This is a genomic window from Paraburkholderia sp. GAS448 (assembly GCF_050435685.1).
Taxonomy (GTDB): domain Bacteria; phylum Pseudomonadota; class Gammaproteobacteria; order Burkholderiales; family Burkholderiaceae; genus Paraburkholderia.
In genome coordinates this window covers 1-18155 of the sequence record NZ_JBNDKT010000041.1, presented here as the reverse complement: position 1 = coordinate 18155, position 18155 = coordinate 1, and the positions used below count along the sequence as shown (strand labels likewise).

The window sequence follows — 18155 nt, the reverse complement described above, 5'->3', positions numbered from 1 at the left end:
GTTCCGCGACTTGATGGACTCAAAGGAGCATTTACGATGAAGACGAAAGCAGCAATCGCATGGAAGGCCGGCGCGCCGTTGACGATCGAAGAGGTCGATCTCGAAGGACCGCGTGCGGGCGAAGTGCTGATTGAGGTGAAGGCGACGGGCATCTGCCACACCGACTACTACACGCTGTCGGGCGCGGACCCGGAAGGCCTCTTCCCGGCGATTCTGGGTCATGAGGGCGCGGGTGTCGTCGTCGATGTCGGTCCCGGTGTCGGCACGCTGAAGAAGGGCGATCATGTGATTCCGCTCTACACGCCGGAATGCCGGCAGTGCAAGTTCTGCCTGTCGCGCAAGACCAACCTGTGCCAGGCGATCCGCGCGACGCAGGGCAAGGGCCTCATGCCCGATGCGACGTCGCGCTTCTCGATCGACGGCAGGCCGCTGTTTCATTACATGGGCACGTCGACGTTCTCGAACTACATCGTGGTGCCGGAAATCGCGGTCGCGAAGGTGCGTGAAGACGCGCCGTTCGACAAGATCTGCTACATCGGCTGTGGCGTGACGACGGGCGTCGGCGCCGTGGTGTATTCGGCGAAGGTCGAGGCGGGGGCGAACGTGGTGGTGTTCGGTCTCGGCGGCATCGGCCTGAACGTGATTCAGGGCGCAAAGATGGTCGGTGCGGACAAGATCATCGGCGTGGACATCAACCCGGGCCGCGTGGAACTGGCGAAGAAGTTCGGCATGACGCACTTCATCAATCCGAATGAAGTCGAGAACGTGGTCGACCACATCGTGCAATTGACAGATGGCGGCGCGGACTACTCGTTCGAATGCATCGGCAACACGAAGGTCATGCGTCAGGCGCTCGAATGCACGCACAAGGGCTGGGGCCAGTCGTTCATCATCGGCGTGGCGGCGGCGGGCGAAGAAATCAGCACGCGGCCGTTCCAGCTGGTGACGGGCCGCGAGTGGAAGGGCTCGGCTTTTGGTGGCGCGCGAGGCCGTACCGACGTGCCGAAGATCGTCGACTGGTACATGGAAGGCAAGATCAACATCGACGACCTGATCACGCACCGTCTGCCGCTCGAACGCATCAACGAGGGCTTCGATCTGATGAAGAAGGGCGAGTCGATCCGCTCGGTCGTCCTGTATTGAGGAGCGCCAGATGCTCGAACTGCTGAATTCTCACGCGTGCCACGGCGGCGTGCAGCGCATTTACCGGCACGATTCGCAGACGATCGGTCTGCCGATGCGTTTCGCTGCCTATCTGCCGCCGCAGGCGCTGCACGAGAACACGGGACGTGTGCCGGCGTTGTTCTATCTCGCTGGCCTGACCTGCACGGAAGAAACGTTTCCGATCAAGGCGGGCGCGCAGCGCTTTGCCGCGCAGCACGGCATCGCCCTGATCGCGCCGGACACGAGTCCGCGCGGTGCGGGTATTACGGGCGAGAGCGCGGCATGGGACTTCGGCGTGGGCGCAGGCTTCTATGTCGACGCGACGGAAGAGCCGTGGTCGAAGCACTACCGCATGTATTCGTACGTGCGCGACGAGCTGCGCGAGACCGTGCTGGCGAATCTGCCCGTCGACGGCGGGCGTCTCGGCATCTTCGGGCATTCGATGGGCGGCCATGGGGCGCTGACGCTGGCGCTGCGCAATCCGGACATCTATCGGTCGGTGTCGGCGTTCGCGCCGATTGCCGCGCCGATGCGTTGTCCGTGGGGCGAGAAGGCGTTCAGCGGTTATCTGGGCGACGATCGCAACGCCTGGCGGCAGTACGACGCGAGCGAGCTGGTCGCAAACGCATCGCACAGGTTCGCGGCAGGCATTCTGATCGATCAGGGTCTGGCAGATCAGTTTCTTGCCGAGCAACTGAATCCGGAGGTCTTCGAGGCGGCATGCCGCGCCGCGGGCCAGCCGCTCACGTTGCGTCGTCATGAAGGCTACGACCACGGTTATTACTTTATCCAGACCTTCATCGAAGATCATCTCGCGCATCATGCCAGGGTATTGCTCGCCTGATTCTTCGCGCTTGATGTGAAACGGGGCGCCGGATCCTGTCCGGCGCCCCGTTTTTTTCCTGGGGCTGGCACGAGGCCGGGCCCCGGGCCAACGTCGGTGCCAACCTCAACCTCAACGTCGACCCAACAGACTCCCCCCGTACACCAGCGCCGCGAGTGCGGTGATCCAGAAGCTTGTCGGCCAGTCGGTGTAGAACGCGAGCGTGACACCGAGCCACGCCTGGGCGAGCGCGAGCAACGCCGCAAGGACGAGCCCGGTGGAGAGCCGCGTCGTCAGGTTCTGGGCGGCGGCCGCGGGCCCGACCATCAACGTGAACACCAGCAGGACGCCGACGATCTGCGTGCATGCGGCCACGGCCAGCGCGGCAATCGCGAGAAACAGCACCGACACGAGCCGCAGCGACACGCCTTTCGCTTCCGCGAGTTCCGGCTGCAATGAAGCGAACAGCAACGGCCGCATGATGGCGGCAAGCGCCAGCAGACTCACCACGCCGAGCGCTGCGAGCACCCCGAGCGTCGAGCTGTTCACGCCGAGCACATTGCCGAACAGCAGCGCCGTGACCTGCGTCGCGTAGGCGGTGAAGAAGTGCAGGAACAGCAACCCGAAGCCGAGCGACAGCGACAGGATCACGCCGATCGCCACATCGCGCCCCGCAAGACGCTCACCGAGCGCGCCCATCCCGACGCCGGCTGCGAGCGTGAAGCCGATCATGCCCCAGATCGGCGAAATGCCGACCAGCACCGCGCCGGTCGCGCCGGTGAAGCCGACGTGCGAGAGCGCGTGACCGGCGAATGTCTGTCCGCGCATCACGAGGAAATAACCGACGATGCCTGCCAGCACCGCGACGATCCCCGACGCCGCGAACGCGTTCACCATGAAGTCGTATTCAAACATCGTGCGTGTGTCCGTCGCGGTGTGAGTGGTCTGGCTGGCCGTGCGAATGGGAATGTGAACGCACATGTCCGTGACCGTGCGGGTGCGTATCGCCGCCGTGGTCATGCTCGTGATCGTCTTCGTGCTCGTGATCGTGTTTTTCGACTTCGACGTCGCCCGACATCACGAAAATGCGGCCGTTGACGCGCATTACCTCGATCGTGGAGCCGTAAAGCCGCGACAACACCGGCTTCGTGATGACTTCATCCACGGTGCCGAGCGCCGCGACGCCGCTGCCGAGATACAGCACGCGATCCAGTGCGTGAAGCAGCGGGTTGAGTTCATGCGCGGAGAACAGCACGGTGATGCGCAGCTCCTGCTGCACCCGCCGCACGAGTTCGACGACGCTTTTCTGATGATGCGGATCGAGACTGATCAGCGGTTCGTCGAGCAGCAGGAGACGCGGGTTGCCCAGCAGACATTGCGCCAGCAGCAGGCGTTGGCGCTCGCCGCCCGACAGCTCCGATAGCGGCCGTCCAGCCAGTTCGCGAGCGCCAACGAGCTCGAGCACGCGATCGACCTCGCTGCGTGCAGCCGCGCTGTGACGCGGCAGACCCCAGCGATGCCCGTCGGCGGCCATCGCGACGAAATCGCGTCCACGCACCCGGCGGCCCGCCAGTGCGCTGCGCGTCTGCGGCATGTAGCCGATCGACGGATTGCCGCGCACGACCGGTTCTCCGAGTACGCGGATTGCCCCGCCCGCGGCGGGCACAAGGCCCAGTATCGCGCGCATCAGCGTGGTCTTGCCCGCGCCGTTCGGCCCGAGCACGCCGATGAACTCGTTCTGGTTCAGGACGAGACTCGTATCGCCGAGAATCGTGCGTCCGCCCAGTTCCAGCGTGACGCGTTCGAGTTCGAGTACGGGAGCGGAGCGGGGAGCCGCTGCGCCAGTCGATGTCATTGCGTTTTTCCTTTGCCTGCGTCGCCGGCGGCGAGCGCTTTACCCAGCTCGTCGAGCTGCGACAGCATCCACTGCTGGAAGGTCTTGCCGCCCGGCTGCGTTTCGGTGACGCTCACCGTCGGCACGTTCGACTGCTGTGCGAGTTTCAGCATGCGTTTGGTCAGCGCCTCGGTTGCCTGGCTGTTATAGATCAGCACGCGCACGCGTTTCTCGCGCAGATCGCGCTCGAAGGCGGCGATGTCGGAAGCACTGGCCTCCGTGTCGTTCATTGCCGCCAGCTGGAAGCGCTGGTTGCGCATCTCGAGACCGATTGCATCCGACATGTAGCCGAACACCGGCTCGGTCGCCGTCACCGGCACATGAGCATAGCGCGTGCGCAACCCGGCGACCCTGGCGTCGATCGGCTTCAGCGAATCGAGAAACTTCGCGAGGTTCGCATCGTACGCCGGTTTGTGCGACGGGTCAGCCGCGACGAGCGCCGCGTTCACCGCGCGCGCCACTGCCGGCATCGTCGACGGCGCGTACCACAGGTGCGGATTGTCGCCGCTCTTCTTGCCAGTGAGGTCGGCGGCGACAATCACCGTACGCTTCGCGTTGTTCGATGCCGCGAGCAGCTTCGCCATCCACGGATCGTAGTCGGCGCCGTTGTAGACGACAAGGCTCGCGTTCTGCAGCGCGCGTGCCGTCTTCGGGCTGGCTTCGAACAGGTGCGGATCCTGGTCAGGGTTGCTGAGGATGCTTGTCACGTCGACCCGGTCGCCGCCTAGCTGGCGTACCACGTCGCCGTAGAAATTCTCCGCTGCGACAACCGGGATCTTCGCATCGGCGGCAAAGGCAGTCTGACCGAACGCCAGCGCGAGCGCGCCGGCCGCCAGATACTTCGACAGGGCGTGCACGGGGTGCGCACGGTTCCATAGAGCACGGAGGGTCGTCATCGTTTGTCGGGTCCTTGAAAGATCGGCCGTCTTGTCTGTCGGGCGCGTTTCTGTGCCGGGCTGGCATGAGAGCGAAATGATATAACGTATCGCAGAAGTTTGACACTGCGATGCAACCTTGTCGCCTCCCGCGCTATCCCGCGAGGGCCGGACAAGCGCTGCCGCGCTGCACCATCGAAATCCTGCATTCCGCCTTGACATGGCCCGATGCGTATCCGATCATTCGATCACAAAGAGAGCAATTGTTCGCGCAACGAGCGTTCGCTCACCGCGCATGCAGAACGAACGAACCGGAGACATCTGTGGCAGCACGATTACAGGACAAGGTGGCGATCCTGACCGGCGCAGGCAGTGGAATCGGCGAAGCGGTCGCGAGGCGCTATCTGGAAGAAGGCGCGCGCTGCGTGCTGGTCGACGTGAAACCTGCCGGCGAGTTCGCGCAGGCGCTTGCCCAAAGTCATGGCGAGCGCGTGCTGACGATTTCCGCCGACGTCACTCGCCGCGACGACATCGAACGCATCGTGTCGGCCACGCTCGAGCGGTTCGGCCGGGTCGACATCCTCTTCAACAACGCGGCGCTCTTCGACATGCGCCCGCTCCTCGACGAATCCTGGGACGTGTTCGACCGCCTGTTCGCGGTCAACGTGAAGGGCATGTTCTTCCTGATGCAGCGCGTCGCGCGGCATATGGTCGAACAGGGGCAGGGCGGCAAGATCATCAACATGTCATCGCAGGCGGGACGGCGCGGCGAAGCGCTCGTGTCGCACTACTGCGCAACCAAGGCGGCCGTGCTGAGCTACACGCAATCGGCGGCGCTGGCGCTCGCGCCGCACAGGATCAACGTGAACGGCATTGCGCCGGGCGTGATCGATACGCCGATGTGGAGAGAAGTCGACGCGCTCTTCGCGCGTTACGAAAACCGCCCGCCAGGCGAGAAGAAGCGCCTGGTCGGCGAAGCCGTGCCGCTCGGCCGCATGGGCGTGCCGGAGGATTTGACGGGCGCGGCGCTGTTTCTCGCTTCGTCCGATGCGGACTACATCACCGCGCAGACGCTCAACGTCGACGGTGGCAACTGGATGAGCTGATCGACACAACAACCGCCAGAAGCATCACTCGAAGAACGACTAATCCAGAAGGAGACACTTCATGAAACCCGCTTTCCAGACCGCGCTCAAGGCGCTAGGTGCGAGCACCGTTGCATGCGCGGCGTTGAACGCATCGGCGGCGACGGTGACGATCGCCGCCCTCAACAACCCGGACATGATCGAGCTGAAGAAGCAGTCGTCCAACTTCGAGAAAGCGAATCCGGACATCAAGCTGAACTGGGTGATTCTCGAAGAAAACGTGCTGCGCCAGCGCGCCACGACCGACATCACGACCAACAGCGGCCAGTTCGACGTGATGATGATCGGCACCTATGAGACGCCGCAATGGGGCAAGCGCGGCTGGCTCACGCCGATCACCAACCTGCCCGCTGAATACGACCTGAACGACGTCGTGAAGACGGCCCGCGACGGCCTGTCCTACAACGGCTCGCTGTACGCGCTGCCGTTCTACGTCGAAAGCTCGATGACCTTCTACCGCAAGGACCTGTTCGCGGCGAAAGGCCTCAAGATGCCCGACCAGCCGACCTATGACCAGATTGCCCAGTTTGCCGACAAGCTGACCGACAAGGCCAATGGCATCTACGGCATTTGCCTGCGCGGCAAAGCCGGCTGGGGCGAAAACATGGCGTACGTGACGACGCTCGTGAACACCTACGGCGGCCGCTGGTTCGACGAAAAGTGGAATGCGCAGCTGACGCAGCCGGAATGGAAGAAGGCGGTCACGTTCTACACGGATCTGCTGAAGAAAGACGGCCCGCCGGGAGCCAGCTCGAACGGCTTCAACGAAAACCTGACGCTGATGTCGTCGGGCAAGTGCGGCATGTGGATCGACGCGACGGTGGCTGCCGGCATGCTGTTCAACAAGTCGCAATCGCAGGTGGCCGACAAGATCGGCTTTGCGCCTGCGCCGATCGCCGTGACGCCGAAGGGCTCGCACTGGCTGTGGTCCTGGGCGCTGGCCATTCCGAAGTCGTCGAAGCAGGTCGATGCGGCGAAGAAGTTCATCACCTGGGCGACCTCGAAGGAGTACATCGAACTCGTCGCGAAGGACCAGGGCTGGGCATCGGTGCCGCCGGGCACGCGTAGTTCGACTTACGCACGTCCGGAGTACCAGCAGGCCGCACCGTTCGCCAGCTTCGTGCTGAAGGCCATCGAAACGGCCGATCCGAACAATCCGACGCTGAAGCCCGTCCCGTACACCGGCGTCCAGTTCGTCGGCATTCCGGAGTTCCAGTCGTTCGGCACGGTGGTGGGTCAGAGCATCTCCGGCGCCGTGGCCGGACAGCTGGCAGTCGATCAGGCGCTCACAGCCGGACAGGCCACCGCGGACCGCGCGGTGCGCCAGGCGGGTTACCTGAAGTGACATCGAGTTCGACGTCGATCCCGACGCCGCTCTCGACGTGAAGCGCCGGCTGACATCCCCATGTCAGCCGGACGACGGCAGTGCAGCGGGTTGCCGAAGCCTCGCGGCCCGCGCTTTACCGAACAGGTGGTTCGATCATGCGTCATCTGCACCTTCCTCTCATGCACGCCCATCCCCAAACCGAACAGGAACGCGAAACCCGCAAGGCGGCGTCCGCACGATGGCTGGTCACGCCGTCCGTCGCGGTGCTGCTCCTGTGGATGGCGATTCCGCTCGCGATGACGATCTGGTTTTCGTTCTCGCGCTACAACCTGCTAAGCCCGGACGTCAGGGGCTTCGCCGGCCTCGACAACTACCGTTATCTGGCTAGCGATCCCGCGTTCGGTCCATCGATCCTGATTACGCTCGAGCTGATCGGCTCGGTGCTGATCATTACCGTGGTCGGCGGCATCCTGATGTCGGTGCTGTTCGATCGCAAGTTTTACGGGCAGGGCATCGCGCGGCTCCTCGCCATCGCGCCGTTCTTCGTGATGCCGACCGTCAGCGCGCTGATCTGGAAGAACATGATCCTGCATCCGGTGTACGGTCTTGTCGCCACCGGCATGCGCGCGATCGGCCTGCAACCGATCGACTGGTTCGCCACCTATCCGCTCACGGCAATCATCATGATCGTCGCGTGGCAATGGTTGCCCTTCGCGTTCCTGATCCTGTTCACGGCGATCCAGTCGCTCGACCAGGAGCAGAAGGAAGCCGCGCGCATCGACGGCGCCGGCCCGTTCTCGATGTTCTTCTTCATCACGCTGCCTCACCTTAGGCGGGCAATCGCGGTCGTGGTGATGATGGAAACGATTTTCCTGCTGTCCATCTTCGCCGAGATCTATACGACGACGGGCGGCGGTCCGGGCAACGCCACCACCAACCTGTCGTACCTGATCTACTCGCTCGGCCTGCAACAGTTCGACGTTGGCCTCGCCTCTGCCGGCGGGATTCTCGCGGTGGTGCTCGCGAATATCGTGTCGTTCTTCCTCGTGCGCATGCTCGCGAAGAACCTGAAAGGGGAGTACGAAAAATGAGCCAGGTTGCTGCTACACCTTCTACTTCGTCGCTGCCTTCGACCGCTTCGCCACTGGCTGTCGCCAAACGCAGCATCCCGGGCATCCTTGCGTGGCTGATCGCGCTGCTGCTGTTCTTCCCGATCTTCTGGATGGCGATCACCGCGTTCAAGACGGAGCAACAGGCCTATTCGTTGTCGCTGTTCTTCATTCCGACGCTCGACAGTTTTCGTGAGGTTTTCGCCCGCAGCAACTATTTTTCCTTTGCATGGAATTCGGTGCTGATTTCGGGGGGCGTCACGATCCTGTGTCTGCTGTTCGCCGTGCCGGCTTCTTACGCGATGGCGTTCTTTCCGACCCAGCGCACGCAGAAAGTCCTGCTGTGGATGCTGTCGACGAAGATGATGCCGTCCGTCGGTGTGCTGGTGCCGATCTACCTGTTGTGCAAGAACAGTGGCTTGCTCGATACGGTGACGGGGCTCGTGATCGTCTACACGCTGATCAATCTGCCGATTGCGGTATGGATGTCCTTCACGTACTTCAACGAGATTCCGCGCGACATTCTCGAAGCAGGGCGTATCGACGGCGCCGCGACCTGGCAGGAAATCATCTACCTGCTGATGCCGATGTCGTTGCCGGGTCTCGCTTCGACGGCGCTGCTGCTCGTGATCCTGTCGTGGAACGAGGCGTTCTGGAGCATCAACCTGTCGAGTTCGCACGCCGCGCCGCTGACGGTGTTCATCGCGTCGTATTCGAGCCCTGAAGGGTTGTTCTGGGCGAAGCTGTCGGCGGCCTCGCTGCTGGCGGTCGCGCCGATCCTGATCGTCGGCTGGCTGTCGCAGAAGCAACTCGTGCGCGGCCTCACGTTCGGGGCGGTCAAATGACCGCTGCGACCCGGGCACTGATCTGCGATTGCGACGGCGTGCTGATCGACAGCGAAGCCGTCGCGGCGCGGATGCTCGTGCACGAACTGGAAGCGCGCTGGCCCGACGCGGATGTCGAGCCGGTCGTGCTGCCGCTGCTCGGGCTGCGCATCGAGCGTGTGCTCGAAGGCACGGCAGCGCAGCTTGGCAGGACGCTCATGGCGAGCGATATCGATGCGATCCGCCGCGCGGTCGAAGCGGCGGCCATCGATGCGCCGTCGGTGCCCGGCATCGCCGCAGCCCTCGCGGAGATCCCGTTGATCAAGGCGTGCGCGAGCAACAGCTATACGCCGTACGTGCGTGCGGTGCTGGCACGCACCCGCCTCGCGGAACATTTCGGTGAGCGGCTTTTTTGCGCCGACACGGTGGCGCTCCCAAAGCCCGCGCCGGATGTCTACCTGGCCGCCGCACGCGGACTGCAGTTGACGCCCGATGCGTGTCTGGTGATCGAAGACAGCGTGACGGGCGTCACGGCGGCCACCGCGGCGGACATGACGGTGCTCGGTTTTATCGGCGGCGGCCACGCGAGCGACGCGCAGATCGAGGCGCTGCGTGCGGCGGGCGCCCAGCATGTGTTCGACGACATGCGGCAGTTGCCGACCTTCGTCGCGCAATGGATGGAGCACGTCGCGATCGGTCTGCATTGACTCGGGCGGCGTGCGGGACTAGCGTGCAAGCATAGCGCAGCAACAGCAGTACATACGGAGACAGATCATGGCAAGCGTAACCCTGCGTGGCATCGTCAAGCGCTACGACGACAACGAAGTGATGCGCAACATCAACCTCGACATCGCGGACGGCGAATTCGTCGTGTTCGTCGGCCCGAGCGGATGCGGGAAATCGACGCTGATGCGGATGATCGCCGGCCTCGAAGACATCAGCGGCGGCGACCTGACCATCGACGGTACGCGCATGAACGACGTGCCGCCCGCGAAGCGCGGCATTGCGATGGTGTTCCAGTCGTATGCGCTTTATCCGCACATGACGCTGTACGACAACATGGCGTTCGGCCTGAAACTGGCCGGCACGAAGAAGCCGGAAATCGATGCGGCAGTACGCAATGCCGCGAAGATCCTGCACATCGATCATCTGCTGGATCGCAAGCCGAAGCAGCTGTCGGGCGGCCAGCGGCAGCGTGTCGCGATCGGCCGGGCGATTACACGCAAGCCGAAGGTGTTCCTGTTCGACGAACCGCTGTCGAATCTCGACGCCGCGCTGCGCGTGAAGATGCGGCTCGAATTCGCGCGTCTGCACGACGAACTGAAGACGACGATGATCTACGTGACGCACGATCAGGTCGAAGCGATGACGCTCGCCGACAAGATCGTCGTGCTGTCGGCGGGGAATGTCGAGCAGGTTGGCAGCCCGAACCGGCTCTATCACGCGCCGGCTAACCGCTTTGTTGCCGGTTTCATCGGCTCGCCGAAGATGAACTTTCTGGAAGGGGTCGTGCAGTCGGTGTCGAACGACGGCGTGGTGGTGCGCTACGAATCCGGCGAAACGCAACGCGTGGCGGTCGAGCCTTCGAAGGTGAAGGAAGGCGACAAGGTGACCGTCGGTATCCGACCGGAACATCTGCACGTCGGCACGACGGAGTACGGCGTGTCGGCGAGCACGATGGCGATCGAGTCGCTTGGCGACGCGGCGTATCTGTATGCCGAATGCAGTGTCGCGCCCGATGGGTTGATCGCGCGGATCCCGCCGCTTGAACATCATGCGCGTGGCGACGTTCTGAAGCTCGGTGCGACGCCGGAGCATTGCCACCTGTTCGATGCTCAGGGCCAGGCGTTCGAGCGCAAGATTGTCGAGGTTCTGGCGGCTTGAGGTCAGGAAGCTGCGCCGCTCGCGGCGAGCTGGCGCAGCGCTTCCTGGGGTGCTGTTGCGCGCGGTGGCGCGCTTTTGACGTTTATGAACGCTTGCGCGCGACCTTCGGCGGGTTCGCCGCAGCATCCTCCAGCGCCGCACGGGCGCATCGCTCATCGGTCACCAGTCCCGACAGCCATCCGCCCTTCAGCGCGGCGATCACCGCATCACGTTTGCGTTCACCGCCCGCAAAGCCGATGGTGGGCCGCCTGGGCGGTGAATCGAGACGCAGGCTCGTCACGCGATCGCCCGTCGGCGATTCGACACGCGCGCCCGACGCGTTGATCGGCAACCCCAGCATTTCGGCGATCGCGCCGCGCTGCATCAGATCCTTCACTTCGGCGGACGTAATAAACCCGTCTTCGTGCAATGGACAGTTCGGCCCGATATTGCCGATCCCGACAAACGCCACATCGGCCGAAGCCGACAACGATTCGACGATCCGGTACAGCCGGTGATTGCACCACTGCGCACGTTCGGCATCGTTGTCGGCGATGAGCGGCGCGGGCAACAGAAAATGCTTGCCACCGGTCTTTTCCGAAATGTGCAGCGCGACGTCATAGCGGTTCGACGAGCCGTCCTGAGCGATTGCGCCGACCATCGACACCAGCCGGTGCTGCGGACGCTCCAGTTGGGCGATCTGATCGACGGCGGCCTTCAGCGTTCGTCCGCTGCTCACCGCGACGATCATGGGCTTTTCTTCCGTCAGATAGCGCTCCATGACCTGCGCGCCGGCCACCGCGAGCTTGCGGTCGATCTCTTCGGGACTGTCGTCGTCGACGGGCACAATCTCGCAGACCGACAGCCCATAGCGTTTCGATAGCTGATCGGCGAGGGCGAGACAGTCGGCAAGCTGATGATCGACGCGCACGCGGATCAGGTTCTTCTCGACCGCGAACGCGACGAGCCGTTGCGCAACAGGGCGCGACACCTGCAACTTCTCGGCGATCTCGTTCTGGGTATTGCCCGCGACGTAGTAGAGCCACGCGGCACGGGTAGCGAGATCGAGTTTTTCGGTTGACCTGGACACGATGGATCTTCGACGTAAGCGGCATGTGCCGCGTGGCAGGGTTCGGCGCGTGGATCGACGATGCTCGTGGAGTCTCGCGCCGAGCTTGGCAGTGGCCTTGTTTGAATGACAGGGTTACGGGACTGGCGGACTCATGCCAGGGGTTCGCGTGACGGGTCGAACAGAGGCCGCACGTGCCGGTACAGCGCACGGTAGCTATCCAGCCGTGCACGCAATGCCGCGTGGCGTGCCGCGTCCGGTACGAATTCCGCTTCGACGGGGGGCTTGGTGAGCACGGTCGCCGGATCGCCGCCCGCGGCCAGCCAGCCGAGGCGCGCGGCGCCGAGTGCTGCGCCGGTTTCGCCGCCGCCGTGCTTGCGCGTCGGCGTATCGAGCGCATCGGCCAGCAACTGCGCCCAGTAGTTGCTTCGCGCACCCCCGCCGATCAACGACAGCGCGCTCGCTTCGGTGCCCGCTGCGCGCAACGCATCGAGGCCGTCGGTAAGCGCGAGCGTGACGCCTTCGAGCACCGCGTAGCCGAGCAGCGCACGATCGGTCGCGTGGGTCATGCCGAAGAACACACCCTGCGCGTACGGGTCGTTGTGTGGCGTGCGTTCGCCGGAGAGATACGGCAGGAAGAGCGGCGCCGTCGCCAGCGCATCGGGCGCCAATGCGCCCACTTCGGCGAGCAGCGTCGGTTCGTCGGTGGACGTGAGTTTGCAGACCCAGCGCAGACAGCTCGCCGCCGACAGCACAACGCTCATCTGATGCCAGCGGTCAGGAATCGCGTGACAGAACGTATGCACGGCGGAAGCCGGGTTCGGCCGGAAGCGGTCGCCGACGACGCACAGCACGCCTGAAGTGCCCAGCGACACGAAGCCGTCACCCGGTTGGGTGGCACCGATGCCGATCGCGCTCGTCGCGTTGTCGCCGCCGCCGGCGGCAACGATCACGCTCGCGCGCAGACCGAATTCCCGCGCGATGTCGGGACGCAAAGTGCCGGACGGCGCGCTGCCTTCAGCAAGCCGCGGCATCTGCGCGCGACGCATGTCGCAGGCGGCGAGCAGCGCATCCGACCAGTCGCGCTTTGCCACGTCGAGCCAGAGCGTGCCGGCGGCATCGGATGGATCGGAGACCTTGTCGCCCGTCAGCATGAGGCGCAGATAGTCTTTCGGCAGCAGCACGCAGGCGGTCTGACGGAACAGCTCCGGCTCGTGCCGTTGCACCCACAACAGCTTCGGCGCCGTGAAACCCGGCATCGCGAGATTGCCGGCGATGCGGTGCAGGTCGGGCGCGCGCGCGGTCAACTCGTCGCATTCGTCGACGCTGCGCATGTCGTTCCACAGAATGGCCGGCCGCAGCACGCGGTCTTCGGCATCGAGCAGCACCGCGCCGTGCATCTGCCCCGAGAGACCAATGCCACGTACCTGCGCGAATTCATCGGGATGCCTGTCGCGCAGCGCGAAGAGCGCAGCGCGCGTGCCGTTCCACCAGTCGGACGGGTTCTGCTCGGCCCAGCGCTGGTGCGGACGCGATACGGTAAAAGGCGAGCCTGTCGTGCCGATCACGCGTCCACTGGAGGCGAGCAGCAGGACTTTTAGTTCGGACGTGCCGAGGTCGATGCCGAGATACATGGGCGCGGAACCTTCGTCATTGGGATGCGCTACTTTAGCCGCACGCGGCGCGCATGACCATGGGCGTTAGACCTGACTGGCGTTCATGGACCTCATCAACCTCAGGAAACAGCCTGTTCAACCGCGTAAGGCGCGTCAACCACGTTTGGCGAGCCACGCGTCGACGCGCGAGAGCGCACCGCGCAGCGCGTTTTCCAGCCCAGGCGTCTGCGCCATGCTGCCCCACAGCAGGCGGTCGGCGCAGAACGCCGTCAACGGATCGGGCGCTGTGAAGAAGCCGCGCGCGACGCGTTCGTCCATCACGCCGTCCTGATACTCATAAGGCAGCTTGCCGGCCTGCCAGCGGTCGAGGAAGCGGAAAAACAACGCAGGCAGCATCGCCGTGGCCGCGGGCTCCACGCCGCGAGCGAGGCATTCCGACAACGTCGGCGCGATGAAGCCTGGAATCTTCGAGAAACCATCGGCGGCAACGCGCTGGTTCGTGTCCTGGATATACGGATTGCTGAAGCGGTCGAGCACCACATCGCGATAGCGTGCGAGATCGAGCGGGCTCGGCGTGAGACACGGAATCACATCCTGCGTCACGTAGTCGTAGGCGAACTTCTGGATGTCGGGGTCGATCGTGCCTTCGTGGATGTAGCGCAGGCCCACGAGCGTGCCTGCCCACGCGATGCAGCTATGCGTCGCGTTCAGGATACGGATCTTGGCTTCTTCGTACGGCATGACGGACTCGACGAGTTCCGCGCCGACCTTCTCCCACGCGGGACGCCCTGCGCGGAAGTGATCTTCGATCACCCACTGGATGAACGCTTCACCCATCACCGGACACGCATCGTCGAAACCGGTCGCGGCCCGCACGCGCTCGCGCACGTCATCGGTGGGACGCGGCGTGATGCGATCGACCATCGAGTTCGGGGAGGTGGTATGGGCGTCGAACCACGCTCTCAACGCCGTGTCGCCGCGTCGCTCGAGGAACTCGCTCATGCCCGCATGGAAGCGCTCGCCGTTGCTGCGCAGGTTGTCGCAGGTCTGCAGCGTCACGGGGCCCGCGTTGAGCTTCATGCGTGCTTCGAGAATCGCGGCGAGCGCGCCATAGATTGTTTTGCGCGCGCCTTGCAGATCGGCCGCGAGATCGGCGTTGGCGGTGTCCAGATGATTGTGCTCGTCGAGGTAGTAGCCGCCTTCCGTCACCGTGAACGCGATGATCCTGCATGCCGGGTCTGAACCTGCCTCGATGAGTCCAGCCAGATCCGCCTGCCAGGGCAGCACACGTTCGATCGAGCGGATCGTCTCGTATGCGCGCTCGCCTTGCGGCGTGACGGTTTCGAGTGTGTAGACGCCGTCCTGCGCTGCCAGCGCCTCGAGCACGGCGTTCATGTCGCTGCGGATATTGCCGACCGTCAGCGACCAGTGCGGCTCGCTGGGCTCACGCGCCTCGTTCAGCCGGTGCAGATACCACGCCTGATGCGCGCGATGAAACGATCCCGCGCCGATGTGCAGGATCACCAGGGCGTTCGCGTCGCTGCCTTGCACGCTGTTCATGTGCGTCTCCTGAAAACTTTCGCGCACGGTCTGTCGCGTGCGTTTTTAGAGGTGGAGCATTTGCTCTGTGTGTGAACGAATGATCGTATCCAGCGAATCGAAAGTCAAGGCAATGCGCGGCGCTTTCTGTGGCGCAGCGCGGCGCGAAAGCCCCTGCTGGCCGGGATGGACAAACGCATAAGAGGCAGGCGAGGCGGCCAGCGGGCGCGAAGTCGCGCTGCTGCGCTGCATCATATTTGACCCGTTGCGGGTCGGTGCTGACCGGGATGCACTGAAAGTGTCTATGGCCGGCTTCTTTTTTTAGTGGTTCTGGACGCGTTTCACGTCTACTTTTTGCCATACAGGACGCTCATGGCGGGCACCGCGGACGGTCCTGGCTTCGGCGAACGACTTTTTCGTTGCCTGCGCTGATTTCCTGATCCACGTCATTTCCTGGAAGCGGCATATGAACGGAGTCGCTATGGATTACGTCATCGGCATCGACATCGGCACGCAGAGCACCAAGGCGTTGCTGGTCGACCGGCAGGGTGGAGTCATTGCGCAGCACGCGAGCAGCTATCGCCCCGATACACCAAGGCCGCTGTGGGCTGAGCAGTGGCCTTCGGTCTGGTTCAACGCGGTAGTCGAATGCATCGCGCGATGCGTCGCGCAGGCGAAAGAGCAGGGGATCGTGGCGAGTTCGATCAAGGCGGTATGCGTGAGCAGCCTGTACGGCGGTTCGGGCATTCCAGTCGATAGCGACATGCGGCCACTGTATCCGTGCCTGATCTGGATGGATCGACGCGCCACCGCGGAAGTCGACTGGGTTCGCGGGAATCTCGACCTGGAGCGTCTGTATGCGATAACGGGCAACAGCGTCGACAGCTACTACGGCTACACGAAGATGCTCTGGCTGCGCCAGCACGAACCAGACGTGTGGGCAAACACGCGCTACTTCCTGCCGCCGAACGCGTACGTGATCTATCTGCTGACTGGCGAAGTCGCGGTCGATCACAGTTCGGCGGGCAATATCGGCGGCGTGTACGACATTGCGCGGCGCGGCTGGTCCGCCGAAGCGCTCGACATGCTGGGCATTCCTGCAACGATGATGCCTGAACGGCTCGTCGAGTCGTCGGAGGTGGTAGGCGGATTGCTGTCGCAATGGTGCGGGCAGCTGGGGCTCGAAGCGGGCACGCCGATCGTAGCCGGCGGGGTCGATGCGGCAGTTGCGACGTTTGCAGCAGGTGTGACGCGTGCCGGGCAGCATGTCGCGATGATCGGCACCAGCATGTGCTGGGGTTACATCAACCAGAGCGTCGACGCGCGCCATGGGCTCGTCAGCATGCCGCACGTCTTCGACGGGCAGCACGACCTCTATGTATTTGGCGGCGCGATCACGGCTGGCGCATCGGTGACCTGGTATCGCGAGCAGTTTTGTCACGAGGAAGTCGAAGCCGCGCGCGCGACGCCGCACGGCGATCCGCACAGGCTGCTTGAAGACGCCGCGGCGCGCATTCCGGCGGGTTCGGACGGTGTGATGTTCCTGCCCTACCTGATGGGTGAACGCAGCCCGGTCTGGGACGCCAGGGCGAGCGGCGCGTTTATCGGCCTGAGTCTCTTTCATACGCGCGCGCACCTGTACCGTGCGGTGCTCGAAGGCGTCTCGTTCGCGCTGCAGCACAACATCGAAGCGGGACGCAAAGGCGCGCAGTCGCTCGATGACAAACTGATCGTCGTCGGCGGGGCGGCACATTCGGATCTCTGGATGCAGATCATCGCGGATGTGACTGGCTATCCGGTGTACACGATCAAGGAAGAGGTAGAGGCAGCGATGGGCGCGGCGCTGCTCGCCGCACTTGGGGCGAAGCTCGTTTCGCGTGAGGACGCACAGGGCGGGTGGGTGACGCTCGTCGAACGCGCGCAGCCCGATCCCCTTCGGAAGAAGCTATATGCCGAACGTTTTGGCATCTACACTGATCTGTATCCGGCGTTGAAGCCGCTCATGCATCGCCTGCAAACGGCATGAACACAATCTTCGATTTCTCCGGGCGCTCGATTCTCGTGACAGGTGCGTCGAGCGGCATCGGGCGCTCGACAGTCGAACTGCTGTGCGCGTCTGGCGCGCAGGTCGTCGGGGCGGCGCGCAACGTGAACGAGCTTGCGCGTCTCGCCGAAGAAACCGGCTGCGAGCCGCTGGTGCTCGACGTCAGCGACGAAGCGGCCATCGACGACGCGCTGGCATCGCTTGACCCTTTCGACGGTCTCGTGAACTGCGCGGGTGTTGCGCTGCTCGAACGCGCGATCGATACGACGGCGGCGAGTTTCGATTGTGTGATGGCGGTGAACGCGCGCGGCGCCGCGCTGGTGGCGCGGCACGTCGCTCGCGGAATGATCGATGCAAAGCGGGCGGGCAGCATCGTCAACGTGTCGAGCCACGCGTCGCTCGTCGCGCTCGACGATCACTTGAGCTACTGCGCGTCGAAGGCCGCGCTGGATGCGATCACGCGCGTGTTGTGCCTCGAACTCGGCCCGTACGGCATTCGGGTGAACAGCGTGAACCCGACGGTGACACTCACGCCGACGGCCGTAAAGGCGTGGAGCGACCCCGCGAAGCGCGAGCCCGCGTTACAGGGCATTCCGCTGCAGCGCTTCGCTGAACCGCGGGAAGTCGCGGAGCCGATTCTCTTTTTGTTGAGCGATGCGGCGTCGATGATCAGTGGTGTCGCACTGCCGATCGACGGCGGCTATACGGCGCGGTAAACGTGAGCGGCGGGGGGGGGGGGGGGGCCCCCCCCCCCCCCCCCCCGAAAAAAACCCGGGGGTTGGGGGGGGGGATTAAACGGACCGCCCGGCCCAAAAAAAGAAAAAAAAACACCACCACACAAATTGGACCAAAAAGGGCGCCCC

At 64.0% G+C, this 18155-nt stretch carries 16 protein-coding genes; 10 read left to right on the top strand and 6 right to left on the bottom strand.

All coding sequences use genetic code 11. The annotated features are described in order from the left end of the window. The first annotated feature begins 36 nt into the window (after positions 1-36). Both P3T23_RS39845 and fghA read left to right on the top strand, forming a co-directional pair. Positions 37-1143, top strand: coding sequence for an S-(hydroxymethyl)glutathione dehydrogenase/class III alcohol dehydrogenase (locus tag P3T23_RS39845; RefSeq protein WP_429321547.1), 1107 nt, complete (start codon positions 37-39; stop codon positions 1141-1143). Positions 1144-1153: 10 nt separating this feature from the next. Beyond that, positions 1154-2008, top strand: a complete 855-nt coding sequence (gene fghA, locus P3T23_RS39840) for an S-formylglutathione hydrolase (RefSeq protein WP_429321546.1) — start codon at positions 1154-1156, stop codon at positions 2006-2008. Positions 2009-2119: 111 nt separating this feature from the next. Here the strand turns inward: fghA and P3T23_RS39835 are convergent, their stop codons facing one another. Genes P3T23_RS39835 through P3T23_RS39825 form a run of 3 tightly spaced genes read right to left on the bottom strand, consistent with a single transcriptional unit; the run spans position 2120 to position 4777 of the window. After that, positions 2120-2902: a metal ABC transporter permease gene (locus tag P3T23_RS39835; RefSeq protein WP_429321545.1), complete on the bottom strand. Its 783-nt coding sequence runs from the start codon at positions 2900-2902 to the stop codon at positions 2120-2122. After that, the gene (locus P3T23_RS39830; RefSeq protein WP_429321544.1) at positions 2895-3842 is read right to left on the bottom strand and encodes an ABC transporter ATP-binding protein; all 948 of its coding nucleotides are present in this window, start codon (positions 3840-3842) and stop codon (positions 2895-2897) included. The genes P3T23_RS39835 and P3T23_RS39830 overlap by 8 nt, the downstream gene beginning before the upstream one ends. Further along, positions 3839-4777, bottom strand: coding sequence for a metal ABC transporter solute-binding protein (locus tag P3T23_RS39825; RefSeq protein ID WP_429321543.1), 939 nt, complete (start codon positions 4775-4777; stop codon positions 3839-3841). The genes P3T23_RS39830 and P3T23_RS39825 overlap by 4 nt, the downstream gene beginning before the upstream one ends. 302 nt (positions 4778-5079) lie before the next feature. Here P3T23_RS39825 and P3T23_RS39820 point away from each other — a divergent pair, with 302 nt between their 5' ends. From P3T23_RS39820 to P3T23_RS39795, 6 genes are all read left to right on the top strand, one after another. Then, the gene (locus P3T23_RS39820) at positions 5080-5862 is read left to right on the top strand and encodes an L-iditol 2-dehydrogenase (protein WP_429321542.1); all 783 of its coding nucleotides are present in this window, start codon (positions 5080-5082) and stop codon (positions 5860-5862) included. Between the two features lie 61 nt (positions 5863-5923). After that, positions 5924-7246 carry an ABC transporter substrate-binding protein gene (locus P3T23_RS39815; protein WP_429321541.1) on the top strand — a complete coding sequence of 441 codons (1323 nt, stop codon included), beginning with the start codon at positions 5924-5926 and terminating at the stop codon, positions 7244-7246. Between the two features lie 137 nt (positions 7247-7383). Beyond that, complete coding sequence (locus tag P3T23_RS39810; RefSeq protein WP_429321540.1) at positions 7384-8319, top strand: carbohydrate ABC transporter permease; 936 nt, start codon at positions 7384-7386, stop codon at positions 8317-8319. After that, positions 8316-9182 (top strand): carbohydrate ABC transporter permease, encoded by an 867-nt coding sequence (locus tag P3T23_RS39805; RefSeq protein ID WP_429321539.1) that lies wholly within the window; start codon positions 8316-8318, stop codon positions 9180-9182. The genes P3T23_RS39810 and P3T23_RS39805 overlap by 4 nt, the downstream gene beginning before the upstream one ends. Next, entirely contained in the window at positions 9179-9868 is a 690-nt protein-coding gene (locus tag P3T23_RS39800) for an HAD family hydrolase (RefSeq protein ID WP_429321538.1), read from the top strand. Before P3T23_RS39805 ends, P3T23_RS39800 begins: the two co-directional genes overlap by 4 nt. Before the next feature lie 67 nt (positions 9869-9935). Then, on the top strand, positions 9936-11045 hold the full coding sequence (locus P3T23_RS39795; protein WP_429321537.1) for an ABC transporter ATP-binding protein: 1110 nt from the start codon (positions 9936-9938) through the stop codon (positions 11043-11045). Between the two features lie 82 nt (positions 11046-11127). Here the strand turns inward: P3T23_RS39795 and P3T23_RS39790 are convergent, their stop codons facing one another. The 3 genes from P3T23_RS39790 to dalD form a co-directional block, all read right to left on the bottom strand. Beyond that, positions 11128-12114 carry a sugar-binding transcriptional regulator gene (locus tag P3T23_RS39790; protein WP_133661893.1) on the bottom strand — a complete coding sequence of 329 codons (987 nt, stop codon included), beginning with the start codon at positions 12112-12114 and terminating at the stop codon, positions 11128-11130. Between the two features lie 131 nt (positions 12115-12245). Then, positions 12246-13727, bottom strand: coding sequence for a xylulokinase (gene xylB / locus P3T23_RS39785; RefSeq protein ID WP_429321536.1), 1482 nt, complete (start codon positions 13725-13727; stop codon positions 12246-12248). 135 nt (positions 13728-13862) lie between these two features. Beyond that, positions 13863-15269, bottom strand: coding sequence for a D-arabinitol 4-dehydrogenase (dalD, locus tag P3T23_RS39780; RefSeq protein ID WP_429321535.1), 1407 nt, complete (start codon positions 15267-15269; stop codon positions 13863-13865). Positions 15270-15729: 460 nt separating this feature from the next. On the opposite strand from dalD, the gene P3T23_RS39775 reads away from it, so the two are divergent. Continuing rightward, positions 15730-17274, top strand: a complete 1545-nt coding sequence (locus P3T23_RS39775; RefSeq protein WP_429321583.1) for an FGGY-family carbohydrate kinase — start codon at positions 15730-15732, stop codon at positions 17272-17274. Continuing rightward, positions 17271-18008 (top strand): SDR family oxidoreductase, encoded by a 738-nt coding sequence (locus tag P3T23_RS39770; protein WP_429321534.1) that lies wholly within the window; start codon positions 17271-17273, stop codon positions 18006-18008. The genes P3T23_RS39775 and P3T23_RS39770 overlap by 4 nt, the downstream gene beginning before the upstream one ends. Positions 18009-18155: the final 147 nt, after the last annotated feature.

Coding starts and splice junctions, on each gene's coding strand:
- P3T23_RS39845 (WP_429321547.1), top strand. CDS start 37: ATGAAGACGAAAGCAGCAATCGCATGGAAGGCCGGCGCGCCGTTGACG.
- fghA (WP_429321546.1), top strand. CDS start 1,154: ATGCTCGAACTGCTGAATTCTCACGCGTGCCACGGCGGCGTGCAGCGC.
- P3T23_RS39835 (WP_429321545.1), bottom strand. CDS start 2,902: ATGTTTGAATACGACTTCATGGTGAACGCGTTCGCGGCGTCGGGGATC.
- P3T23_RS39830 (WP_429321544.1), bottom strand. CDS start 3,842: ATGACATCGACTGGCGCAGCGGCTCCCCGCTCCGCTCCCGTACTCGAA.
- P3T23_RS39825 (WP_429321543.1), bottom strand. CDS start 4,777: ATGACGACCCTCCGTGCTCTATGGAACCGTGCGCACCCCGTGCACGCC.
- P3T23_RS39815 (WP_429321541.1), top strand. CDS start 5,924: ATGAAACCCGCTTTCCAGACCGCGCTCAAGGCGCTAGGTGCGAGCACC.
- P3T23_RS39810 (WP_429321540.1), top strand. CDS start 7,384: ATGCGTCATCTGCACCTTCCTCTCATGCACGCCCATCCCCAAACCGAA.
- P3T23_RS39805 (WP_429321539.1), top strand. CDS start 8,316: ATGAGCCAGGTTGCTGCTACACCTTCTACTTCGTCGCTGCCTTCGACC.
- P3T23_RS39800 (WP_429321538.1), top strand. CDS start 9,179: ATGACCGCTGCGACCCGGGCACTGATCTGCGATTGCGACGGCGTGCTG.
- P3T23_RS39795 (WP_429321537.1), top strand. CDS start 9,936: ATGGCAAGCGTAACCCTGCGTGGCATCGTCAAGCGCTACGACGACAAC.
- xylB (WP_429321536.1), bottom strand. CDS start 13,727: ATGTATCTCGGCATCGACCTCGGCACGTCCGAACTAAAAGTCCTGCTG.
- dalD (WP_429321535.1), bottom strand. CDS start 15,269: ATGAACAGCGTGCAAGGCAGCGACGCGAACGCCCTGGTGATCCTGCAC.
- P3T23_RS39775 (WP_429321583.1), top strand. CDS start 15,730: ATGGATTACGTCATCGGCATCGACATCGGCACGCAGAGCACCAAGGCG.
- P3T23_RS39770 (WP_429321534.1), top strand. CDS start 17,271: ATGAACACAATCTTCGATTTCTCCGGGCGCTCGATTCTCGTGACAGGT.